The sequence below is a fragment of the Methyloprofundus sp. genome (assembly GCF_965251085.1).
Classification (GTDB): domain Bacteria; phylum Pseudomonadota; class Gammaproteobacteria; order Methylococcales; family Methylomonadaceae; genus Methyloprofundus.
The window spans coordinates 3,275,057-3,292,568 of the sequence record NZ_OZ252594.1; the positions used below are offsets into that span (position 1 = coordinate 3,275,057).

Sequence of the window (17,512 nt, forward strand, 5' to 3'; positions counted from 1 at the left end):
AGAAACGCCAAAACCGGCCTTTTCTAAAAGCGGCAATGGCAGCTTGTGCAATGGTTTCAATGGCAGAGGGTGAGGTAGAATTCTGTGAAAGGATCCGTCTTGACCAAATTTTAATTACCCTGGAAAAGCTAAAAATATTTGATCCTCATGAGGGTGTAGAAATTTTTAATGACTTCTCCAGAAAACTTAGTGCAACTCCTAAAGAGGGACATGCAGAGGCTGTGGCGGCGGTTAAAAAGGTGGCTACCGATAAAACAACTGCTGAACTTATTGTGCGTTTATGTTTAGCCATTAGTTTAAGTGATGGAAAAACCAGTATGGTTGAGCAAATTGAAATTGTTTCTTTATGTAGTTTGTTGGGGGTAGATGCCAACCTGCTGGGCCTGGATATGCAAAAACTAGTATCCACTATTGAAGCGAGTGACGATATTGAAATTATTCAACTCCCGGTAAAATGATAATCGCGTCAATACCTGAAGGGAACTAAGTACCCACGTAAAATTAAATTAACACTTTAATAGACTGCATAAACTGAATGATATACCCGTAGGTTCGACAAATTCGTACCGAAAAAGTCTATTAAACACAATGTACGAATTTGTCGAACCTACAAAAACGTTAAATTAATTTTTTGCACTTACTTAAAGTAACATCAAAAAATCGTTCAACTTAAGTAACGAGCTTTAATAACAATAATGCAATACTGCAGACAAATAGCGAACAGCGAGTTTCAGGCAAAAGCAGAACAGCTGATTTTGCTGCGGGAATTAATTCGTGACTGTCTGCGACAAGAAGGTTGTGAGCAAGATTTTATTCAGCGGATGGTACTGGCAGTCAATGAAGCGGGTATGAATATTATCCAGCATGCTTATAATAACCGAGGTATCGAGACTTTTAGAGTTGAAGTGCATACGGATGGTAAAGAATTAACTTTTTGCCTGACCGATTCTGCCCCAACAGTGGATAAAAGCAATATAAAATCTCGAGATCTGGATGATATTCAACCCGGTGGTTTGGGAGTACATTTCATAAATGAACTTATGGACAGAGTTGACTACCTTGAAACTCCGGAAGAAGAAAACGGTAATATCTTACAAATGAAAAAACAAATTGAGTATCTTTGAATATGGAATATAAAACGACTAATGTAGATAATACTATCATTATCACTTTGACAGGGGAGATCGATTTACAGACTTCTCCACAAGCACGAGAGCTCATTCTGAAGACTTTAAAAAACAAACAGCATGTCCTAGTTGAAATGTCAGCAGTGGAATATATCGATAGTTCCGGGATGGCCAGTCTGGTTGAAGGTTTCCAGAATGCAAAAGTTCGCGAATTGTATTTTGGCCTGGTAAATATCAGTGAGGCCACCCGCCAAGTACTTGCATTAGCACATCTGGATAAAATTTTTCCAATATTTGACACTGTCGACGATGGTTTAGCCATAGTAAACATGAGTGCTAGTGAATAAGCATAGTGAATTTATTTTATTATCTTCCAGAATAAACTGGAGACACAACAGTCAGAAACCAAAAGGGTCAAAACCAAAAGGGTCAGACTCGATTGAAAACAAAACCAATAAAAATCATGAGTTTCAAAGTCAGCTCATAGCCGAAACCAGCTATTCAATATAAGAGTTAAATATGCATAATTACAAAATATATCCTATTAAATCTGAGCAAATACTTCACATATCAACACACTTTCAGAGGGGCTTGAGGATAGATCAGCTTTCAGCAACAAAAAAGGGCTACCTAAATGAATAGATAACCCTTTCTTTTGTATGGCGTCCCCAGGGGGGTTCGAACCCCCGTTACCGCCGTGAAAGGGCGGTGTCCTAGGCCTCTAGACGATGGGGACTAAGAACTTTTTTGTAAGCGCAAAGCGCTTTTCCTGAATTACATAAAATAGCTTTTATAAGCCTAAAACTCACTTCCTATGAGTTTTGAATTGGCGTCCCCAGGGGGGTTCGAACCCCCGTTACCGCCGTGAAAGGGCGGTGTCCTAGGCCTCTAGACGATGGGGACTAAGAACTTTTCAAACTAAGTTAATGGTGGAGCCAGGCGGGATCGAACCGCCGACCTCAACACTGCCAGTGTTGCGCTCTCCCAATTGAGCTATGGCCCCTTAGTTGAGTTCAACGATTATACATCATATGAAATAACTGTCTAGTATTTATTTTCTTTGATGTAATCAATTGCCTGTTGTATACGACTCAAGGTCTTGTCTCTGCCTAATAAGGCTAATGTTACGTCAATTGAAGGCGACATTCCCGTTCCACACACTGCGACCCGTAAAGGCTGGGCAACTTTCCCCAGTTTTAGCTCTAGCTGCTCGGCAGTCTGCAAAACAATATCATGCAAGTCACTCCCCTGCCATTCAGATACGGACTTAAAAGCGTCCAGCAATGCCTGCAAAACTTCGTCCGTACCCTGCTTAAAATTTTTCTTAGCGGCCTTCTCATCGTATTCGTTGAAATCCTGATAAAAATACACGCTGGCGTCAGCCATCTCGACTAATGTCTTACTACGCTCCCGCTGCGCTATAACTATATCCACTAAAGCTGGGCCTTGTGTAGCTGCATCGATTCCCCGCTGCTGCATATGCCATTCAAGATGCTCTGCAACCAATTCAGGTTCTGAGTTCATAATATATTGATGATTGAGCCAAGTCAGCTTTTCAGTATTAAAAGCAGAAGCTGAAACATTAACTTTGCTGATATCAAACAACTCGATCATTTGCTCCAGGGTAAAAACCTCCTGATCGCCATATGACCAGCCTAAGCGCACTATATAATTCAATAAGGCTTCGGGTAAATACCCGTCGTCACGGAATTGCATAACTCCGACCGCACCATGACGCTTGGATAACCTAGCACCATCATCACCCAATATCATAGGTAGGTGAGCATAGCGTGGCAATTCTGCATCCAGCGCCTTTAAGATATTCATTTGCCTAGGCGTGTTATTGACATGGTCATCACCGCGAATAACATCAGTTATGCCCATATCCATATCATCGACAACTACCGTCAAATTATAGGTGGGACTGCCGTCAGTTCGAGCAATAATCAGGTCATCTAGCTCTTTATTCGCAACGACAATTTTACCTTTAACTAGATCATCCAGAACCACTTCACCGGCTTCGGGATTGCGAAAACGAACAACCCGATTCATACCTTCCTGCTCTGCTGCACTATCGCGACATTTACCGTTATAACGCGGCTTTTCCTTATTCGCCATCTGCTGTTCACGTAGCGCATCTATCTCTTCTTTTGAGCAATAACAGTAGTAAGCATCGCCCTGGTCAAGCAATTGCTGAATAATTTCTTCGTAACGATCAAATCTCTGGGTCTGATAATAAGGCCCTTCATCATAATCCAAGCCTAGCCACTGCATGCCTTCAAGAATCGCTGCAACTGATTCAGGTGTCGAGCGCTCTAAATCGGTATCTTCTATACGCAGTACAAAAGTGCCATTATTCTTTTTGGCATGTAACCAGGAAAATAACGCAGTACGTGCACCACCAATATGTAAGAGCCCCGTTGGACTAGGGGCAAATCGTGTTTTCATTGTCATCTGTTATAGTTTCTGTCTTAAAAATCGCTTGGAGTATTCTACCGGAATTTGTTTTGCAGCTCTTAAACGCATCGCTTTATAGTTAAACGCTACGCTTCCTTTGGCGGCATCATTTCGACCTAGAATTGCCAATGCAGTACCGTGATTTTGCGCTGCAGCTTTTTCATACCACTGAGTTGCCGTGTTAACGCTCTGCTTTACCCCTAAACCACGGTCATAGAGTGCCGCCATAAACACTTCAGCCTCAACTAGGCCCTGATTTGCCGCCTTTAACATCCACTTTGCCGATTTTTCAACATTTTTCGTCGCGCCATTTCGGCCCAACTGGTACATAGCGCCCATTTTTGCTTGCGCTAAGGCATCACCTTGCTCTGCCTGTTGTTGAATTTCATCAAATGTGTTCGCCCAACTGTTCATGCTAAACATTACAAAACAGCTCAAAATCATTGTTTGTATTAGTCTCATTTATACCTCTTTTAGTAAAATTTCTTGCATATCTATTATTTCGTGCTTAACTTATATATTGAAAGTGTTAAAATATTCGCTACACCTACTTTTTCCGGAGAGAAATATGTTAAAAAAATTAATCATTCCCGCAGTTTCAATTGCAGGTCTTGCCCTGTTATCGGGCTGTGCAACAGAACCTACATCATATCCAAGCTTTACTGCAGCTCCCGTTGCACAAGCCACATCAACTGCAGCATTCAAGCAAAAAACTGATACAGTTTATGTTATTTTAGATGCGTCTTCATCAACTAGAGTAACTTATGATGGCAATGATTCTGGTGATTCAAAATTAGATGTTGAAAAACAAACATTATACCGTTTAAACAAAACCATTCCTGCGAATATCAGACTTAATTCTGCTATGCAGACCTATGGTTCCGGTCATTGCCTGGATTGGAGTTCAACAAAAACTGATCAGAGCTTAACCAAATATACCGCTAAAGGTTTCCAGACTGCTCTAGACCAGACACAATGTGCGAGCGGTGGCTCTCCAATGAACAAAGCGCTGCTGCAAGCAGCAACTGATCTTGACTCGGCTAGTGGCAACACCGCTGTTTTAATTCTTAGTGACGGCCAACAACTTCCTGATAATACTTTAGCTGCTGCACAAGCATTGGAAGATAAATTTGGCTCACGCCTATGTATCTACTCTATCTGGGTAGGTAATAGCTATGATACTTCTGGTCAGGTTGTACTACAGGAATTATCCAATATTTCTAACTGTGGCAAAAGCATGACTGCAGCTGAGCTATCTTCTAGCTCTTCTATGGCTAGCTTTGTAGAAGGCATGCTGTATACGTCAGGTGCAGTTGCAGTTGCTCAAGTTACATCAAGAGATAGCGATGGCGATGGTGTTGATGATGCTTATGATAAATGTAAAAACACACCTAGTGGCGCAAAAGTTAATTCAAATGGGTGCTGGTCTTATAATAGCGTAGATTTCGGATTTGATTCAGCGAAGATCTCTCCAGCTTTTGCACCATTATTTGAGAATGCAATCTCAACTCTAAAAAGAAACCCTAATATGACTGTTGAGCTTGAAGGTCATACTGATAGTACAGGACCTGAAGCTTATAACATGGGCCTTTCAGAGCGTAGAGCTAAAGCAGTTAAGAACCATTTAGTAGAAAACGGCATTGATGCTAGTCGTTTAGCAACTAAAGGCTTTGGCGAAGCAAATCCTATCGCACCTAATGATACAGCTGAGGGACGCGCAGAAAACCGTCGTGTAGGCTTTACTATTACTGCTAGATAGACGACACAGACTCCCCTAACGTTTCTTTGTGTTAGGGGATGCTTTGAAATAGGCTGTGGAATTTGAGGAATATCAAATTCCACAGCACTATTTTAAAATCCTATTTTAAAATCAATTCCCACACCATCCGGTGTCGCATCCCTTTCTTTATTTTCTACGTGAGGCCCTTCAAAATGAGTCTCTATTTCTATATTTGTAGAGTAATCTTCTGACTCAAAAATTCCGCGTAACAATACCCGCCGATCATAACCGGCCTGGACATCAGAAAAAGTCTGCAGTTCCAGCTGTTCAAAATTCAGTGAAAAATCCAGCGCTACAGGCTGATCTTGCTGAACTTCTTCTGTAACAACGTCTATTTCATCTGTAAAAGCATTATTGCCTGAAAGTATTTTGCTTTCCTGGGCATCTGTATTAACAGTTGATTCGACTACAGTCCTGCTTTCTTCCTTAGGTCCATTATCGACTAAACCCTCAGACTGAGGTCCTATTACAGCAACCGTATCATTAGTCTCTGTGTACTTGTTATGCTCTGTTTCCGAACTATTTTCGCAGCTGTTCAAACAGAATGTAACTGAAACAATCAGGGTAGTACCTAGCAAACCTGCTTTCTTCATAAGCACTACCCATATACTTTATTACTTTACATTAATAAGCTTAACACCACCCATATAGGGTTGCAGCACTTCAGGCACAGTAATATTCCCTTCTGCTGTTTGATAATTTTCCATAATGGCTACCAGCGTCCGGCCTGCTGCCAATCCCGAGCCATTTAAAGTATGCACTAACTCAGGCTTACCTGTCTCAGGATTACGCCAGCGCGCTTTTAAACGGCGCGCCTGAAAGTCTTTGAAGTTACTACACGATGAAATTTCCCTATAAGTCTCCTGCCCCGGCAACCAGACTTCAAGATCATAAGTCTTAGTCGATGAAAAGCCAGTATCGCCTGAACATAACAAAACTTTACGATAAGGTAAATTAAGCTTTTTCAGAATATTTTCTGCATGACTGGTTAATGCTTCATGCGCCTGTTCTGATTCGCTTGCTTTTACTACCTGCACTAATTCAACTTTTTCAAACTGGTGCTGACGAATCAAACCACGCACATCTTTACCATAGGCCCCCGCCTCACTGCGAAAACATGGTGTGTGACAGACCATTTTAACTGGCATATCTACATTATCGACAATTTCATTGCGTACTATATTAGTAACCGGCACTTCGGCTGTGGGGATTAAATATAAGTCAGGGTCTTCACTGACCTTAAACAAATCATCGGCAAATTTTGGAAGCTGCCCAGTACCATACAAGCTGTCTGCATTAACGATATAAGGCACATAGGTTTCCGAGTACCCATGCTCATCAGCATGAGTATCTAACATAAATTGAACAATCGCTCTTTGTAGACGGGCTATATTACCTTTTAAAACAACAAAACGAGCACCCGTTATTTTTGCACCGACCTCAAAGTCCATTCCCTTATGTAAGGCTCCCAGATCCACATGATCCTTAATTTCATATTCAAATTCAGGCACATCGCCCCAGCGACTAATTTCTACATTATCATCTTCATCATTACCTTCCGGCACTGACGCATCAAGAATATTGGGCAGGCCTTCCATTAATTCCTGCATTTGCGCCTGAATTTCGGAAAGCTCTGTTGCGGCGGACTTTAGCTGCTCACCTAAGCCTTGCACCTGATCCAGCAAGGGCTGAACATCCTCACCTTTTGCTTTTGCCTTACCTATGGATTTAGAACTTAGATTACGCTCATTTTGTAATTCCTGAGTTTTAACCTGGATCGCTTTGCGTCTGTTCTCTAAATCAGTATAAAAATCTGCATCAAAATCCACCGCACGTCTTTTTAATTGGGTCTGTACAAATTCGAGATCTGATCTAAATAAATGCGGATCTAACATAATTCTTTGTTACCTTTAAAATATGAATACTATTAATGCCAATAATTATAGAGGAAATTCACCAGTGACTATACCATTACTTATACTTGCCGTAGCCGTGCGTAGCATAACTTATAGCAGAAAATAAAAAAGGACTACGAAGAGTCCTTTTTTAAGAATTGATGATTGATTTTTTTCTAGAGTTACCCAGGTAATGACATCAATAACTTCATCAGCAAGGCGGTCAATGAAATGCTGGCGACAACCAACCAAAACCCCCTTTGCCACCACCAATGCTTTTCACGCTGCGCAAACTCTGCTTGTTTTAATTCAAATTCGTCATGCCATTGTTGCTGCTGCGTCAACATCTTGTTTAATTCTAACTTTATATTTTGATCTGTCATTGCTTTACCTGCCTATTATTCTGTAGTTATTTTAGCATAAGCAATAAAACGCTAGTGGCAATGTTTCGGACAGCATTCGTTATAACTTAAGGCCCTGATCAAGCTATCACCGATAGCTAAGTACCCAAGCATAATTAATTTAACAAATTTTACGCAGAATTTTTTTTCATTTTCAAGACGCATAAATAGGCGCATAGCTGGCTATGCAACTCTTTATGCAACGCTGAAAATGAGAAAAAAGACAAGAAAAATGTTAAATTAATTATGCTTGGGTACTTATAGCTTAGCGGACTGAAGTCCGCTCTACCCTTTGTTAAACCTGATTGCCTAACAGTAATCCCGCCCAGATAGAAGCACCACATAATAGTGCATTACCTAAAAACACACTGAGCATCATATTCAGTTCTTTTTCAAACTGATGGCCTTCTTCTATCAGATATAACACTATGTACAGGCTCGATAGCGTTGCAAACATACCCACTAATACAATAATTAGCGCTGCTCTGTACTCGTCTGATATAGCAGTTTTATACATTAACAGTGATGCAAACAAGCCTATTAAGAAAGCAACCAGTGCATTGACCGCCACCAGCGCATAAGGAAATATCCAGCCCATCCAGCGTATGACGCCATCCGAATAAGCAAATAAGGCACGCCCGGCCAGCAAACCTATCCAAACTGCAAATACACAGGCACAGACACTAATTAAAATATTTAATGCTGCTTTAAGTAGATTACCTTGCTCAATTAAGTACAAGGTTTCCAGTGAAAAGGTCGAAAAAGTGGTAAACGAGCCGAACAACCCGACTAATATTGCAGAGCGGTATTCCATGGTAATAGCAATACGTTGCAATACTAATACTTCGGTTAATAAACCGATTAAAAAGGAGCCGAGTATATTCACAGTCAAGGTTCCGTATGGAAAACCACGACCTAACCATTGGTATACGCCACTAGAGACTAAAAAACGCAGTACTGCACCACAAGCGCCCCCAAAAGCTATTGCGATTAATGGATTCATAATTAACCCGTGCTAGATTTTAATAAAATGCTCACGATAATGCTTTAACTCTTCTATGGATTCAAGCACATCATCCAGTGCCTGGTGAGTTTCTTTTTTCTGCACACCATCAAAAATAGCAGGCGCCCAACGCCGCGCTAATTCTTTAATAGTAGAAACATCTATATTGCGATAATGAAAATACTGTTCAAGTTCAGGCATATAGCGATATAAAAAACGTCTGTCCTGACCAATACTATTACCACACATGGGTGATTCACCCGCACCCACCCACTGCTGTATAAATCCCAGTGTCTGTTGCATCGTCTCTTGTTCGCTCAGGCTTGAAGCTTTTACACGCGTAATTAAGCCAGATTTGCCATGATGTTCTTGATTCCAGTCATCCATACCAGCAAGCACCTCATCACTTTGATGCACCGCGATTACGGGTCCTGTTGCCAGAACATTTAAATGCTTATCGGTCACTATGGTAGCAACCTCAATAATCCGGTCGGTATCCGGGTTCAGTCCCGTCATTTCTAGGTCTAGCCAGACTAGGTTTTCTTGCTGTTGTGACATTTGTTGTCCAAAGAGTTCAATATAATATGCGCTGAATTGTAGCACTGGCTTATATGTATAGCCATAGTCCAGCACGGTGAAGCTCTAACCGATACTGCATTACACCAAAAATCAGGAATTTTAACAAAAATATCTATAATAATTTAAAATACATCTTTATCTCTAGAAAATAAGGTTATTTTTAATAATCCCCCACTTATTTATCAAAAATACTAGCAATGAATACTTTTACTTATATTTTTTTAATCGCATTGGCATTGTCCTATGCCGTGCAATTCTGGCTATCTAGACGCCAATCAGCCTACGTACTTAAACACCGAACAGAAGTTCCTGCCGCTTTTACTGAGTCTATTACTCTGGAAGCGCATCAAAAAGCCGCTGATTACACGATAGCAAAAGGTAAGCTAGGTGATATAGACAGCATTGTTGGTCTAATCTTCTTATTAGTATTAACACTGGGTGGAGGCATCAGCCTGATATTCAACTTCTGGGCTGGCTTCGAGTTTTCCCAGATCATGACAGGCATTGCATCATTAGGCTCAGTTTTCCTGATTATGTCTCTGTTTGAAATACCTACCAGTCTTTATCTCACCTTTGTTATCGAAGAAAAGTTTGGCTTTAATAAAAGCACCGTAAGCCAGTTTATTAAAGACCAAGTCATGCAATTGGCACTGGTTGCCTTAATAGGGCTCCCTTTATTGGCTCTTATACTATGGGTTATGCAAGCGCTTGGAAGTAGCTGGTGGGTCTGGACCTGGGCCATTTTGATCAGTTTTTCGTTGTTGTTAAGCTGGCTCTACCCTACACTTATCGCGCCATTATTTAATAAATTCACCCCACTTGAAGATGGTACTTTAAAAGACCGTATTAATCAGCTATTAGAGCGTTGCGGATTCAGCAGCAACGGTATCTTCATTATGGATGGTTCAAAACGCTCAGGCCACGGTAACGCCTACTTTACAGGCATGGGTAATAATAAACGCATCGTCTTTTTTGATACTCTTGCAGAATCTCTGGATGACGATGAGATGGAAGCAGTATTAGCGCATGAATTAGGCCATTTTAAGCGCAAGCACGTCATTAAGATGCTGGTCGCAAGCTCGATAATGAGTTTAATTAGTCTAGCAATATTAGGCTGGCTGATAACCGAAAACTGGTTCTTCACTGGATTAGGCGTTGATGTACCTTCAAATGCAGCGGCCTTATTACTGTTTATGCTAGTTTCACCTGCTTTCACTACGTTTATGACGCCTATCAGCGCATTTTTCCAGCGTAAGTTTGAATTTGAAGCTGACGACTTCGCTGCCGAGCATGCTCAGGCAAGTAAACTAATCAGTGGCTTGGTAAAGTTGTATAAAGAAAATGCCAGTACTTTAACACCAGACCCTTTATTTTCTGCCTTCCATTATAGTCACCCTCCTGCTGCTATCCGCATTGCACATCTGGAGCCAAAATTATAATGCTACTGATTAATCCACAGATGGCACATATGTCTACTTGTGCTTGCTATGCTCTCTGTCATACAGTCCTATTATTAGCATGTCTTTTATGACAGAGTTGCAATCAGGACTCGTCATATCACACTTAGGTAAGGGTGTTGCTGTTGAAGTTGATGGCAATATAATCCTTTGCCAGACGAGGCGTAAATTAGAGACTGTTGCTGCAGGCGATCAAGTTAAAATGACTATCGTCGCAAAAGGCCAGGGCCGTATTGAAGAGGTTTTACCGCGCAACTCCTTACTAGAAAGGCCTAGTAAAGGCTCAAAGACTCGCCCAGTTGCTGCGAATATTGATCAGATTTTTGTCGTCTTTGCCAACGAACCTTATTGTGATTTTTTATTAATAGACCAGTACCTGGCTATTTGTGAAAACCGGAATATCAATGCCCTGTTAATCTACAATAAATCGGATTTAGCGATTATTGAAAATATAGAACAGGAACTCGTTTGCTATCAAAACCTTGGCTACCCTTTGTTTCGCGTAAGCGCCAAAAACAATCTGGGAATAGACGAGCTACAACAAGAGTTAAGCAATAAAATTAGTATTTTTTCTGGGCAATCAGGCGTAGGTAAATCATCTTTAACTAATGCTCTTATCCCGGATAAGGAGCTTAAAACCAATACCGTCTCTGCTATTACCAAACATGGCAGGCATACCACAACCGCAGCTACGCTTTATCATTTACCCAAAGGCGGAGATCTAATCGACAGCCCAGGTGTTGCTATCTTTGGTTTGGCAGGGCTATCAGAAAATCAACTAGCCCATGGGTATAGAGAATTCCAACCCTTTATAGAGCACTGCAAATTCAATAATTGCAGGCATTTGCAAGATAAAGGCTGTGCGGTACGGGAAGCAGTTGAAAAGGGTACTATTTCACTGTCCCGATATCAGCGTTTTTTAAAATTGCGCGAGAAAATGCCTACAGATTAATTTTTTTATTCAACGAGTAAGCTCTACTGGTGCCAACTTAGAACTCCTGAATTAAAAAGGCCTAAACAATTTCTATAAGATATAGAAGTACCCATTATTAATTTTCTGATTCATTGGTTGCTAGCCCACGCCATAAACCATTCTCGCGAAGATAACCTTTCCCTTCTACCTAGAACGCACACCTTTCTTCGGCAAAATCTTACCTGATTACGTACAACTCTCAGCCATAGTAGAATAAAGCTTGAAACACCAGTATGTTAAAAACCTCGTCATTCCCGAAGTCTTATATCGGGAATCTATGCTTATCCGACTAGATTCCTGCTTAAAGCATGCAGGAATGACGAAGTATAGCTGAGGGTTATACGTAATCAGGAAACCTTATATTTTGCTGCCTATAATTAAAGAATATAAACTAAACAACCACCCGCTAAAAGACGGGTGGGTTAGAGAGATTGGTGACTGAAAGTCAGGATACAGGGCGAGTAGCCCTGTTATTTTGGCGCGCTGGCTTTACAGCCTGCAATGCTTTGTAAAAAAGCAGGCTAAAGCCAGCGCGCCCCAATTAATCAAACTCTGCTTCATGAGGTGCCTCCTCCTTAACTTACATCTGATTTTCTGCCATTTTGACAATGGATACATCTAAACATTATTGTCATATTTGAGATAAATCTGTTCGCCTGAAAGGCGAAGGTTTTAACCTTACGAATGGAAAATAAAAGCAACAAAGTATTTACATATATTAGTATTTTATTATATTATAAGCTTTATTATTTCAAATTATTATTTTTGATTATACTTCGCTTGGTGAAGATTGCGGATTTTATAGCGAGTTGATTTTAGTCGAGAGCAAAGCGCTGAAACAGGCACATAAGTGAAATGATGGGTTTCGCAAAAAGACGCTCTACCCATCCTACGTAACTGTTTCAGCAACGCAGCTATCGGCAAAAATGGGCCGCCAAAAAACCGTGGCCGTGGCCGTGCAAAGTATAATACCCCCACCCTTTACATCAGGAGTTATTCCCATGTTGTTTAAACAACTATTCGATAAAGACAGTTGCACTTACACTTATTTGATTGCTGACCCTGAGACCAAAGAGGCCGTTTTAATTGATCCGGTGGATACGCATTTAGACGAATATATCAACTTATTACAAGAAAATGAGCTAACTCTAAAGTACTCACTGGAAACTCATGTACACGCTGATCATGTCACCGCAAGCGGCATGTTAAGACAAAAACTAGGTGCGCAAACAGCCGTAAGTTCGCTTTGTGGTGCTCCTACTGCAGATATTCAAATTCAGGATGGCGATGTGTTTGAATTCGGTGCAGGTGAATCTATTAAAGTAATCGCTACGCCAGGGCATACACCTGGTAGCACGTCTTTTTTATGGCGCGACCGGATTTTTACCGGTGATACTTTATTTATTGATGGTTGCGGGCGTACTGATTTTCAAGGCGGTAGTGCTGAAGCGCAATACGATAGCATCACACAACGCTTATTCACCCTGCCAGACGATACCATCGTTTATCCAGGACATGATTATAAAGGCCGCTGGATTAGTAATATAGCTCAGGAACGCACTGCCAATTCACGCATCGCGGGAAAAACTAAAAAAGAATTTCTGGATATTATGACTAACCTGAACTTGCCTACGCCTAAGTTGATTGATATGGCTGTGCCTGCGAATCGCTATTGCGGAATAGATGAAGAGCTTGCCAATCAAGCAGCAGAACACCGGATTGAAGGTTCGGATCCAAAGCGCCAGACTTCAAGCATGGACGAGCTGATTAAGCAGATTAAACAAAACATTACCGAAATTGATCCGCATAAAGCCAATGACCTAATAGCTAATAACTCAATAACTATCGTAGATGTAAGAGAAGAGAACGAATTTAATGCCGGGCATATTGATAATGCCATCCTGCTACCGCGCGGGCTACTGGAATTTAAAATCAATACGGTAGCACAACTTGAAGATAAATCTGCTGCAGTCATCGTTTATTGTGCCAGTGGTAAACGCTCAGCTCTTTCGGCTAACACCCTGCAAAATATGGGTTACACCAATGTGCTTTCTGTTGCCGGCGGTTATGAAGCTTGGAAACAACAAATTTAAAGAGTATTATTGAGTCAGCAATTCTTTAATAAAGTTTCCTGATTACGTACAACTCTCAGCTACGGTAGAATAAACCTAGAAAATTAGCATGTTAAAAACCTCGTCATTCCCGAAGTCTTTTATCGGGAATCTGTACTAAACCTACGAGATTCCTGCTAAAAGCTTGCAGGAATGACGGAGAATGGCTGATAGTTATGGGTAATCAGGTAAAGTTTTGTAAATCATTACCCTACAAAAAATAATAATAATTAACATAATATAAAGCGAGGAACTATGTCTGAACTACACCATTCTATTCTTATTGTTGGCGGAGGGGCTGCAGGTGTTTCTGTAGCAAATAATATGCGTCGGCAAAATGCGACCATTGATATTGCCCTGATCGAACCTTCTGAAAAACATTATTATCAACCCGGCTTTACTATAATTGGCGGTGGCGCTTATACGCTAAAAAGAGCCACTAAGAATGAAGCGGATCTAATACATTCAAGTGTCAACTGGATTAAAGATTTTGCCGAGAGCTTTCAGCCTGATGAAAATAAAATCACCTTAAGATCTGGTGATGTTGTCAGTTATGACTTTTTAGTGGTCTGCCCGGGTCTGCAACTGGATTTTAATAAAATAGACGGTTTAGTTGAAACATTAGGCAAGAATGGTGTTTGCAGTAATTATTCTGCAGATACAGTTGAATATACCTGGGAAGTTTTGCAAAAAATAGAATCGGGCAACGCCTTATTTACTCAACCACCGATGCCGATTAAATGTGCCGGTGCGCCACAAAAAATCATGTATCTGGCAGCTGACCGCTTCCGCAAAAAAGGCATAGCCGATAAAGTTAATGTGGAATTTCTAAATGCTGGCCCAGGCATGTTCGGTGTACCTTTCTTTGCCAAAGCACTGAGCCTGGTTATTAAAGATTACGGTATTACCACGCACTTTAATCATAATTTAGTCGCTATAGACGGCGAAACTAAAACAGCCACCTTTGCTGCAACTGATGCCGATGGTAATCAGACTACGGTAACCAAAGAATTTGATATGATTCATGTTACCCCGCCACAAAGTGCGCCTGACTTTATCAAGACTAGTCCCCTGGCAAACGAAGGCGGTTGGGTCGATGTACACCCGGGTACTTTGCAGCATAATAAATTCAGTAATATTTTTGGCCTGGGCGATGCGACTTCTACACCTAATGCTAAAACCGCTGCTGCTGTCAGAAAGCAGGTTCCTGTGGTCGTTGATAACATTCTCAAGTTGCTAGGGAGTCAAGAACTGGTTGAAGGCTATGATGGTTATGGTTCTTGCCCATTAACCACTTCATTAAATACGGTTATGCTAGCTGAATTTGCCTATGCTGGTAAAGTAACGCCTTCCTTCCCGTTTTTTGACCCTAGAACCAATAGCCGCCTATGGTGGTTTGGTAAAACATTCGGGTTTCCATGGTTGTATTGGCATATCATGATTAAAGGGATTCGTTTTGATATTCCTCACAAAGCGTCTTATGTGGAAAAGTTAACCAAAGAAGACTAACTGGACTTCTTCTTTGTTTGAGGCTAAGGCACCTGGAAATAAATAAGCGTCCGATATTTGGGCAGGATTTTTGTTTGTCATTAGTGCAGTAGCAATAGGCGCATAGCTGGCTACGAAACTATTTCTACAGTGCTAATGATGGACAAAAAGACCAGCAAATTTAGATGATGTGTGTTTCCAGGCGCCTAATAACAAAGTCAATCTGGAAGTGGGGTCATTAGCCCCCGCTTCCGGTTAATTTCCCGCACCCCCCTTGTCTGTGCATAAAACTCATCAAATAACCCACTCCATGAGTTATGCATTTTCACTCTTAACCGCAAAATATTCTATTTAGTTTCATGGCAAACCAGCAAACTAGCAACTGGCTTAACAGCTACTTCCCTATCTCAATCTGGTTAAAAAATTACACCCGTGAAGACCTGAATGGTGATATTTTTGCAGGTATTATTACCGCTATTTTATTGGTTCCTCAGGGCATAGCCTATGCCATGCTGGCGGGGCTTCCTGCACAAGTCGGTTTATATGCCAGCATTTTACCTCCGCTTATTTATGCCTTATTAGGCAGCAGTAGGACCTTATCGGTGGGCCCTGTGTCTATCGCAGCTATTATGATTGCCAGTGTTTTAGCGGCTCCCGAAATAATAGAACTTGGCAGCCCAGTAGAAAATGCCATTATTCTAGCAGCGGAGGGTGGCTTTATTTTGTTGTTTATGGCGATGTTGCGCATGGGGGGATTAGTCAATTTTATTAGTCATCCAGTACTAACAGGCTTCACCAGTGGCGCAGCTATATTAATCGTCTTAAGCCAGATTCCACACTTACTTGGTTTAGCAAAAAACCAGTGTGGTTTAACCCTATCCTGCTATAACGAATATCTGCAACACATCAACCATTACACACTGGGGCTAAGCCTGTTTAGTATTTTACTACTGCTCTCATTCGGCTCACCTTTAGCAACACTACTGAAACGCTTTAACGTTAAAACTAATATAATTATCGGCCTGAGTAAATGCGCGCCTTTATTAGCCGTTATCATTACCACTATACTAGTGATTGTCTATCAATTATCTGACCTGCAGAACGTCGCTATCGTCGGTGAAATTCAGCCTGGTTTGCCAGACATTAGTTTTGCTTTTTTCAGCAATGCAACTCAGTGGCAAGCTTTATTACCCGGCGCTACTTTTATCGCCCTTATTGCCTATGTGGAGAGTGTGGCTATTGCCAAAGTCACCGCCAATTTAAGAAACCAGAAAATCAATCCCAATCAGGAGCTCATTGCTCTAGGAGTCGCCAATCTGGCAACAGCATTTTCCGGCGGTATGTCGGTTGCCGGAGGATTTAGTCGCACTATGGTTAATTTCACGGCCGGAGCTCGCACACAAATGGCCATGCTAATAGCCGTGGCATTACTCAGCATTGCAGTTATCTTTTTTACCGAGCAATTCACTTACCTTCCTAAAGCGGCTTTAGCCGCCGTTATCCTTATCGCAATTTTCCCTTTGATAAAAATACGTGAAATAATTAGCACATGGAAATACGATCAGGGCGATGGATTTGCTGAATTAATCACCTTGCTTGGCGTACTCGCACTAGGCATAGAAGAAGGTATTGCCTTGGGTGTCGTTATAACTATATTAAGTTATTTACGACGTACCAGCCGCCCCCATATCGCAGTCGTAGGTCGCATAAAGGAAACAGATCACTTTAGAAATATAAAACGCCATCAGGTAGAAACCTGGAAAAATCTGCTGTTAATTAGAATTGATGAAAATATAAGCTTTGCCAATGTCAGTTATATTATTGATTTTATAGAAGACGAAACTATTAACAATGCTGAATTAAAGCATATTGTGCTGATTTTTTCTTCAGTGAGTTATATAGACCGTACTGCTTTTGAAGCACTGGAAAACTTAATCAACTCGTTAAAAAACCAGCAAATATCGCTACATTTAGCAGAAGTCAAAGGCCCAGTGCTTGATAAGTTGAAGCAAACCACTTTTCTAGAGCAATTAAGTCCAGGAAAAGTGTTTTTTCAAACTATTATGGCTGTTGAGCAGCTTACAGATAAAAAGTAGTTATTTCCATTTAAATGAATTAGAAAACAAGAAGTAATGATAGATAAAATTTTGTAGGGTAATGCTCTAAACTTCACTAAAAATAAGCTATTGTTATTTAAATGAATACTCGGTATATTTGAAAGCAATAGACACCGATAACAAC

At 41.0% G+C, this 17,512-nt stretch carries 16 protein-coding genes and 3 tRNA genes; 9 read left to right on the plus strand and 10 right to left on the minus strand.

Features of this window, described 5'->3' with window-relative positions:
* The first annotated feature begins 35 nt into the window (after window positions 1–35).
* The 3 genes from ACQY3F_RS15215 to ACQY3F_RS15225 all read left to right on the plus strand — a co-directional run bounded on the left by ACQY3F_RS15215 (window position 36) and on the right by ACQY3F_RS15225 (window position 1,474).
* Window positions 36–458, plus strand: coding sequence for a tellurite resistance TerB family protein (locus tag ACQY3F_RS15215; RefSeq protein WP_428355782.1), 423 nt, complete (start codon window positions 36–38; stop codon window positions 456–458).
* A 237-nt stretch (window positions 459–695) separates the two neighbouring features.
* The gene (locus ACQY3F_RS15220; protein ID WP_428355784.1) at window positions 696–1,124 is read left to right on the plus strand and encodes an ATP-binding protein; all 429 of its coding nucleotides are present in this window, start codon (window positions 696–698) and stop codon (window positions 1,122–1,124) included.
* A 2-nt stretch (window positions 1,125–1,126) separates the two neighbouring features.
* Window positions 1,127–1,474, plus strand: a complete 348-nt coding sequence (locus ACQY3F_RS15225; protein WP_428357702.1) for an STAS domain-containing protein — start codon at window positions 1,127–1,129, stop codon at window positions 1,472–1,474.
* A gap of 313 nt (window positions 1,475–1,787) precedes the next feature.
* Here the strand turns inward: ACQY3F_RS15225 and ACQY3F_RS15230 are convergent.
* The 5 genes from ACQY3F_RS15230 to ACQY3F_RS15250 all read right to left on the minus strand — a co-directional run bounded on the left by ACQY3F_RS15230 (window position 1,788) and on the right by ACQY3F_RS15250 (window position 4,046).
* A tRNA-Glu gene (locus tag ACQY3F_RS15230) sits at window positions 1,788–1,863 on the minus strand.
* 91 nt (window positions 1,864–1,954) lie between these two features.
* A tRNA-Glu gene (locus tag ACQY3F_RS15235) sits at window positions 1,955–2,030 on the minus strand.
* A gap of 24 nt (window positions 2,031–2,054) precedes the next feature.
* Window positions 2,055–2,130, minus strand: a tRNA-Ala gene (locus ACQY3F_RS15240).
* A gap of 41 nt (window positions 2,131–2,171) precedes the next feature.
* Window positions 2,172–3,581, minus strand: coding sequence for a glutamate--tRNA ligase (gltX, locus tag ACQY3F_RS15245; RefSeq protein WP_428355785.1), 1,410 nt, complete (start codon window positions 3,579–3,581; stop codon window positions 2,172–2,174).
* Window positions 3,582–3,584: 3 nt separating this feature from the next.
* Window positions 3,585–4,046 (minus strand): tetratricopeptide repeat protein, encoded by a 462-nt coding sequence (locus tag ACQY3F_RS15250; RefSeq protein ID WP_428355786.1) that lies wholly within the window; start codon window positions 4,044–4,046, stop codon window positions 3,585–3,587.
* Between the two features lie 106 nt (window positions 4,047–4,152).
* Here ACQY3F_RS15250 and ACQY3F_RS15255 point away from each other — a divergent pair, with 106 nt between their 5' ends.
* Window positions 4,153–5,343 (plus strand): OmpA family protein, encoded by a 1,191-nt coding sequence (locus ACQY3F_RS15255; protein ID WP_428355787.1) that lies wholly within the window; start codon window positions 4,153–4,155, stop codon window positions 5,341–5,343.
* 92 nt (window positions 5,344–5,435) lie between these two features.
* Here the strand turns inward: ACQY3F_RS15255 and ACQY3F_RS15260 are convergent, their stop codons facing one another.
* The 5 genes from ACQY3F_RS15260 to orn all read right to left on the minus strand — a co-directional run bounded on the left by ACQY3F_RS15260 (window position 5,436) and on the right by orn (window position 9,221).
* A complete protein-coding gene (locus ACQY3F_RS15260; RefSeq protein ID WP_428355788.1) occupies window positions 5,436–5,957 on the minus strand; it encodes a hypothetical protein in 522 nt (173 codons plus the stop codon).
* 21 nt (window positions 5,958–5,978) lie between these two features.
* Complete coding sequence (serS, locus tag ACQY3F_RS15265; RefSeq protein ID WP_428355789.1) at window positions 5,979–7,259, minus strand: serine--tRNA ligase; 1,281 nt, start codon at window positions 7,257–7,259, stop codon at window positions 5,979–5,981.
* A 182-nt stretch (window positions 7,260–7,441) separates the two neighbouring features.
* Window positions 7,442–7,642: a hypothetical protein gene (locus ACQY3F_RS15270; RefSeq protein ID WP_428355790.1), complete on the minus strand. Its 201-nt coding sequence runs from the start codon at window positions 7,640–7,642 to the stop codon at window positions 7,442–7,444.
* A gap of 313 nt (window positions 7,643–7,955) precedes the next feature.
* Complete coding sequence (gene crcB / locus ACQY3F_RS15275; RefSeq protein WP_428355792.1) at window positions 7,956–8,663, minus strand: fluoride efflux transporter CrcB; 708 nt, start codon at window positions 8,661–8,663, stop codon at window positions 7,956–7,958.
* A gap of 12 nt (window positions 8,664–8,675) precedes the next feature.
* Window positions 8,676–9,221 carry an oligoribonuclease gene (orn, locus tag ACQY3F_RS15280; RefSeq protein ID WP_428355793.1) on the minus strand — a complete coding sequence of 182 codons (546 nt, stop codon included), beginning with the start codon at window positions 9,219–9,221 and terminating at the stop codon, window positions 8,676–8,678.
* Between the two features lie 218 nt (window positions 9,222–9,439).
* On the opposite strand from orn, the gene ACQY3F_RS15285 reads away from it, so the two are divergent.
* The 5 genes from ACQY3F_RS15285 to ACQY3F_RS15305 all read left to right on the plus strand — a co-directional run bounded on the left by ACQY3F_RS15285 (window position 9,440) and on the right by ACQY3F_RS15305 (window position 17,367).
* Window positions 9,440–10,681: a M48 family metallopeptidase gene (locus tag ACQY3F_RS15285; protein WP_428355794.1), complete on the plus strand. Its 1,242-nt coding sequence runs from the start codon at window positions 9,440–9,442 to the stop codon at window positions 10,679–10,681.
* An 88-nt stretch (window positions 10,682–10,769) separates the two neighbouring features.
* Window positions 10,770–11,651 (plus strand): ribosome small subunit-dependent GTPase A, encoded by an 882-nt coding sequence (gene rsgA / locus ACQY3F_RS15290; RefSeq protein ID WP_428355795.1) that lies wholly within the window; start codon window positions 10,770–10,772, stop codon window positions 11,649–11,651.
* A 1,022-nt stretch (window positions 11,652–12,673) separates the two neighbouring features.
* Window positions 12,674–13,765, plus strand: a complete 1,092-nt coding sequence (locus ACQY3F_RS15295) for an MBL fold metallo-hydrolase (protein ID WP_428355796.1) — start codon at window positions 12,674–12,676, stop codon at window positions 13,763–13,765.
* A gap of 273 nt (window positions 13,766–14,038) precedes the next feature.
* On the plus strand, window positions 14,039–15,292 hold the full coding sequence (locus tag ACQY3F_RS15300) for an FAD-dependent oxidoreductase (protein WP_428355798.1): 1,254 nt from the start codon (window positions 14,039–14,041) through the stop codon (window positions 15,290–15,292).
* Window positions 15,293–15,630: 338 nt separating this feature from the next.
* Window positions 15,631–17,367 (plus strand): SulP family inorganic anion transporter, encoded by a 1,737-nt coding sequence (locus ACQY3F_RS15305; RefSeq protein WP_428355799.1) that lies wholly within the window; start codon window positions 15,631–15,633, stop codon window positions 17,365–17,367.
* The last annotated feature ends 145 nt before the right edge of the window (window positions 17,368–17,512 follow it).

What these genes read in the sequence shown, in the direction of transcription:
- ACQY3F_RS15215 (WP_428355782.1), top strand. Translation starts at nt 36, where the DNA reads ATGGCAGCTTGTGCAATGGTTTCAATGGCAGAGGGTGAGGTAGAATTC.
- ACQY3F_RS15220 (WP_428355784.1), top strand. Translation starts at nt 696, where the DNA reads ATGCAATACTGCAGACAAATAGCGAACAGCGAGTTTCAGGCAAAAGCA.
- ACQY3F_RS15225 (WP_428357702.1), top strand. Translation starts at nt 1,127, where the DNA reads ATGGAATATAAAACGACTAATGTAGATAATACTATCATTATCACTTTG.
- gltX (WP_428355785.1), bottom strand. Translation starts at nt 3,581, where the DNA reads ATGACAATGAAAACACGATTTGCCCCTAGTCCAACGGGGCTCTTACAT.
- ACQY3F_RS15250 (WP_428355786.1), bottom strand. Translation starts at nt 4,046, where the DNA reads ATGAGACTAATACAAACAATGATTTTGAGCTGTTTTGTAATGTTTAGC.
- ACQY3F_RS15255 (WP_428355787.1), top strand. Translation starts at nt 4,153, where the DNA reads ATGTTAAAAAAATTAATCATTCCCGCAGTTTCAATTGCAGGTCTTGCC.
- ACQY3F_RS15260 (WP_428355788.1), bottom strand. Translation starts at nt 5,957, where the DNA reads ATGAAGAAAGCAGGTTTGCTAGGTACTACCCTGATTGTTTCAGTTACA.
- serS (WP_428355789.1), bottom strand. Translation starts at nt 7,259, where the DNA reads ATGTTAGATCCGCATTTATTTAGATCAGATCTCGAATTTGTACAGACC.
- ACQY3F_RS15270 (WP_428355790.1), bottom strand. Translation starts at nt 7,642, where the DNA reads ATGACAGATCAAAATATAAAGTTAGAATTAAACAAGATGTTGACGCAG.
- crcB (WP_428355792.1), bottom strand. Translation starts at nt 8,663, where the DNA reads ATGAATCCATTAATCGCAATAGCTTTTGGGGGCGCTTGTGGTGCAGTA.
- orn (WP_428355793.1), bottom strand. Translation starts at nt 9,221, where the DNA reads ATGTCACAACAGCAAGAAAACCTAGTCTGGCTAGACCTAGAAATGACG.
- ACQY3F_RS15285 (WP_428355794.1), top strand. Translation starts at nt 9,440, where the DNA reads ATGAATACTTTTACTTATATTTTTTTAATCGCATTGGCATTGTCCTAT.
- rsgA (WP_428355795.1), top strand. Translation starts at nt 10,770, where the DNA reads ATGACAGAGTTGCAATCAGGACTCGTCATATCACACTTAGGTAAGGGT.
- ACQY3F_RS15295 (WP_428355796.1), top strand. Translation starts at nt 12,674, where the DNA reads ATGTTGTTTAAACAACTATTCGATAAAGACAGTTGCACTTACACTTAT.
- ACQY3F_RS15300 (WP_428355798.1), top strand. Translation starts at nt 14,039, where the DNA reads ATGTCTGAACTACACCATTCTATTCTTATTGTTGGCGGAGGGGCTGCA.
- ACQY3F_RS15305 (WP_428355799.1), top strand. Translation starts at nt 15,631, where the DNA reads ATGGCAAACCAGCAAACTAGCAACTGGCTTAACAGCTACTTCCCTATC.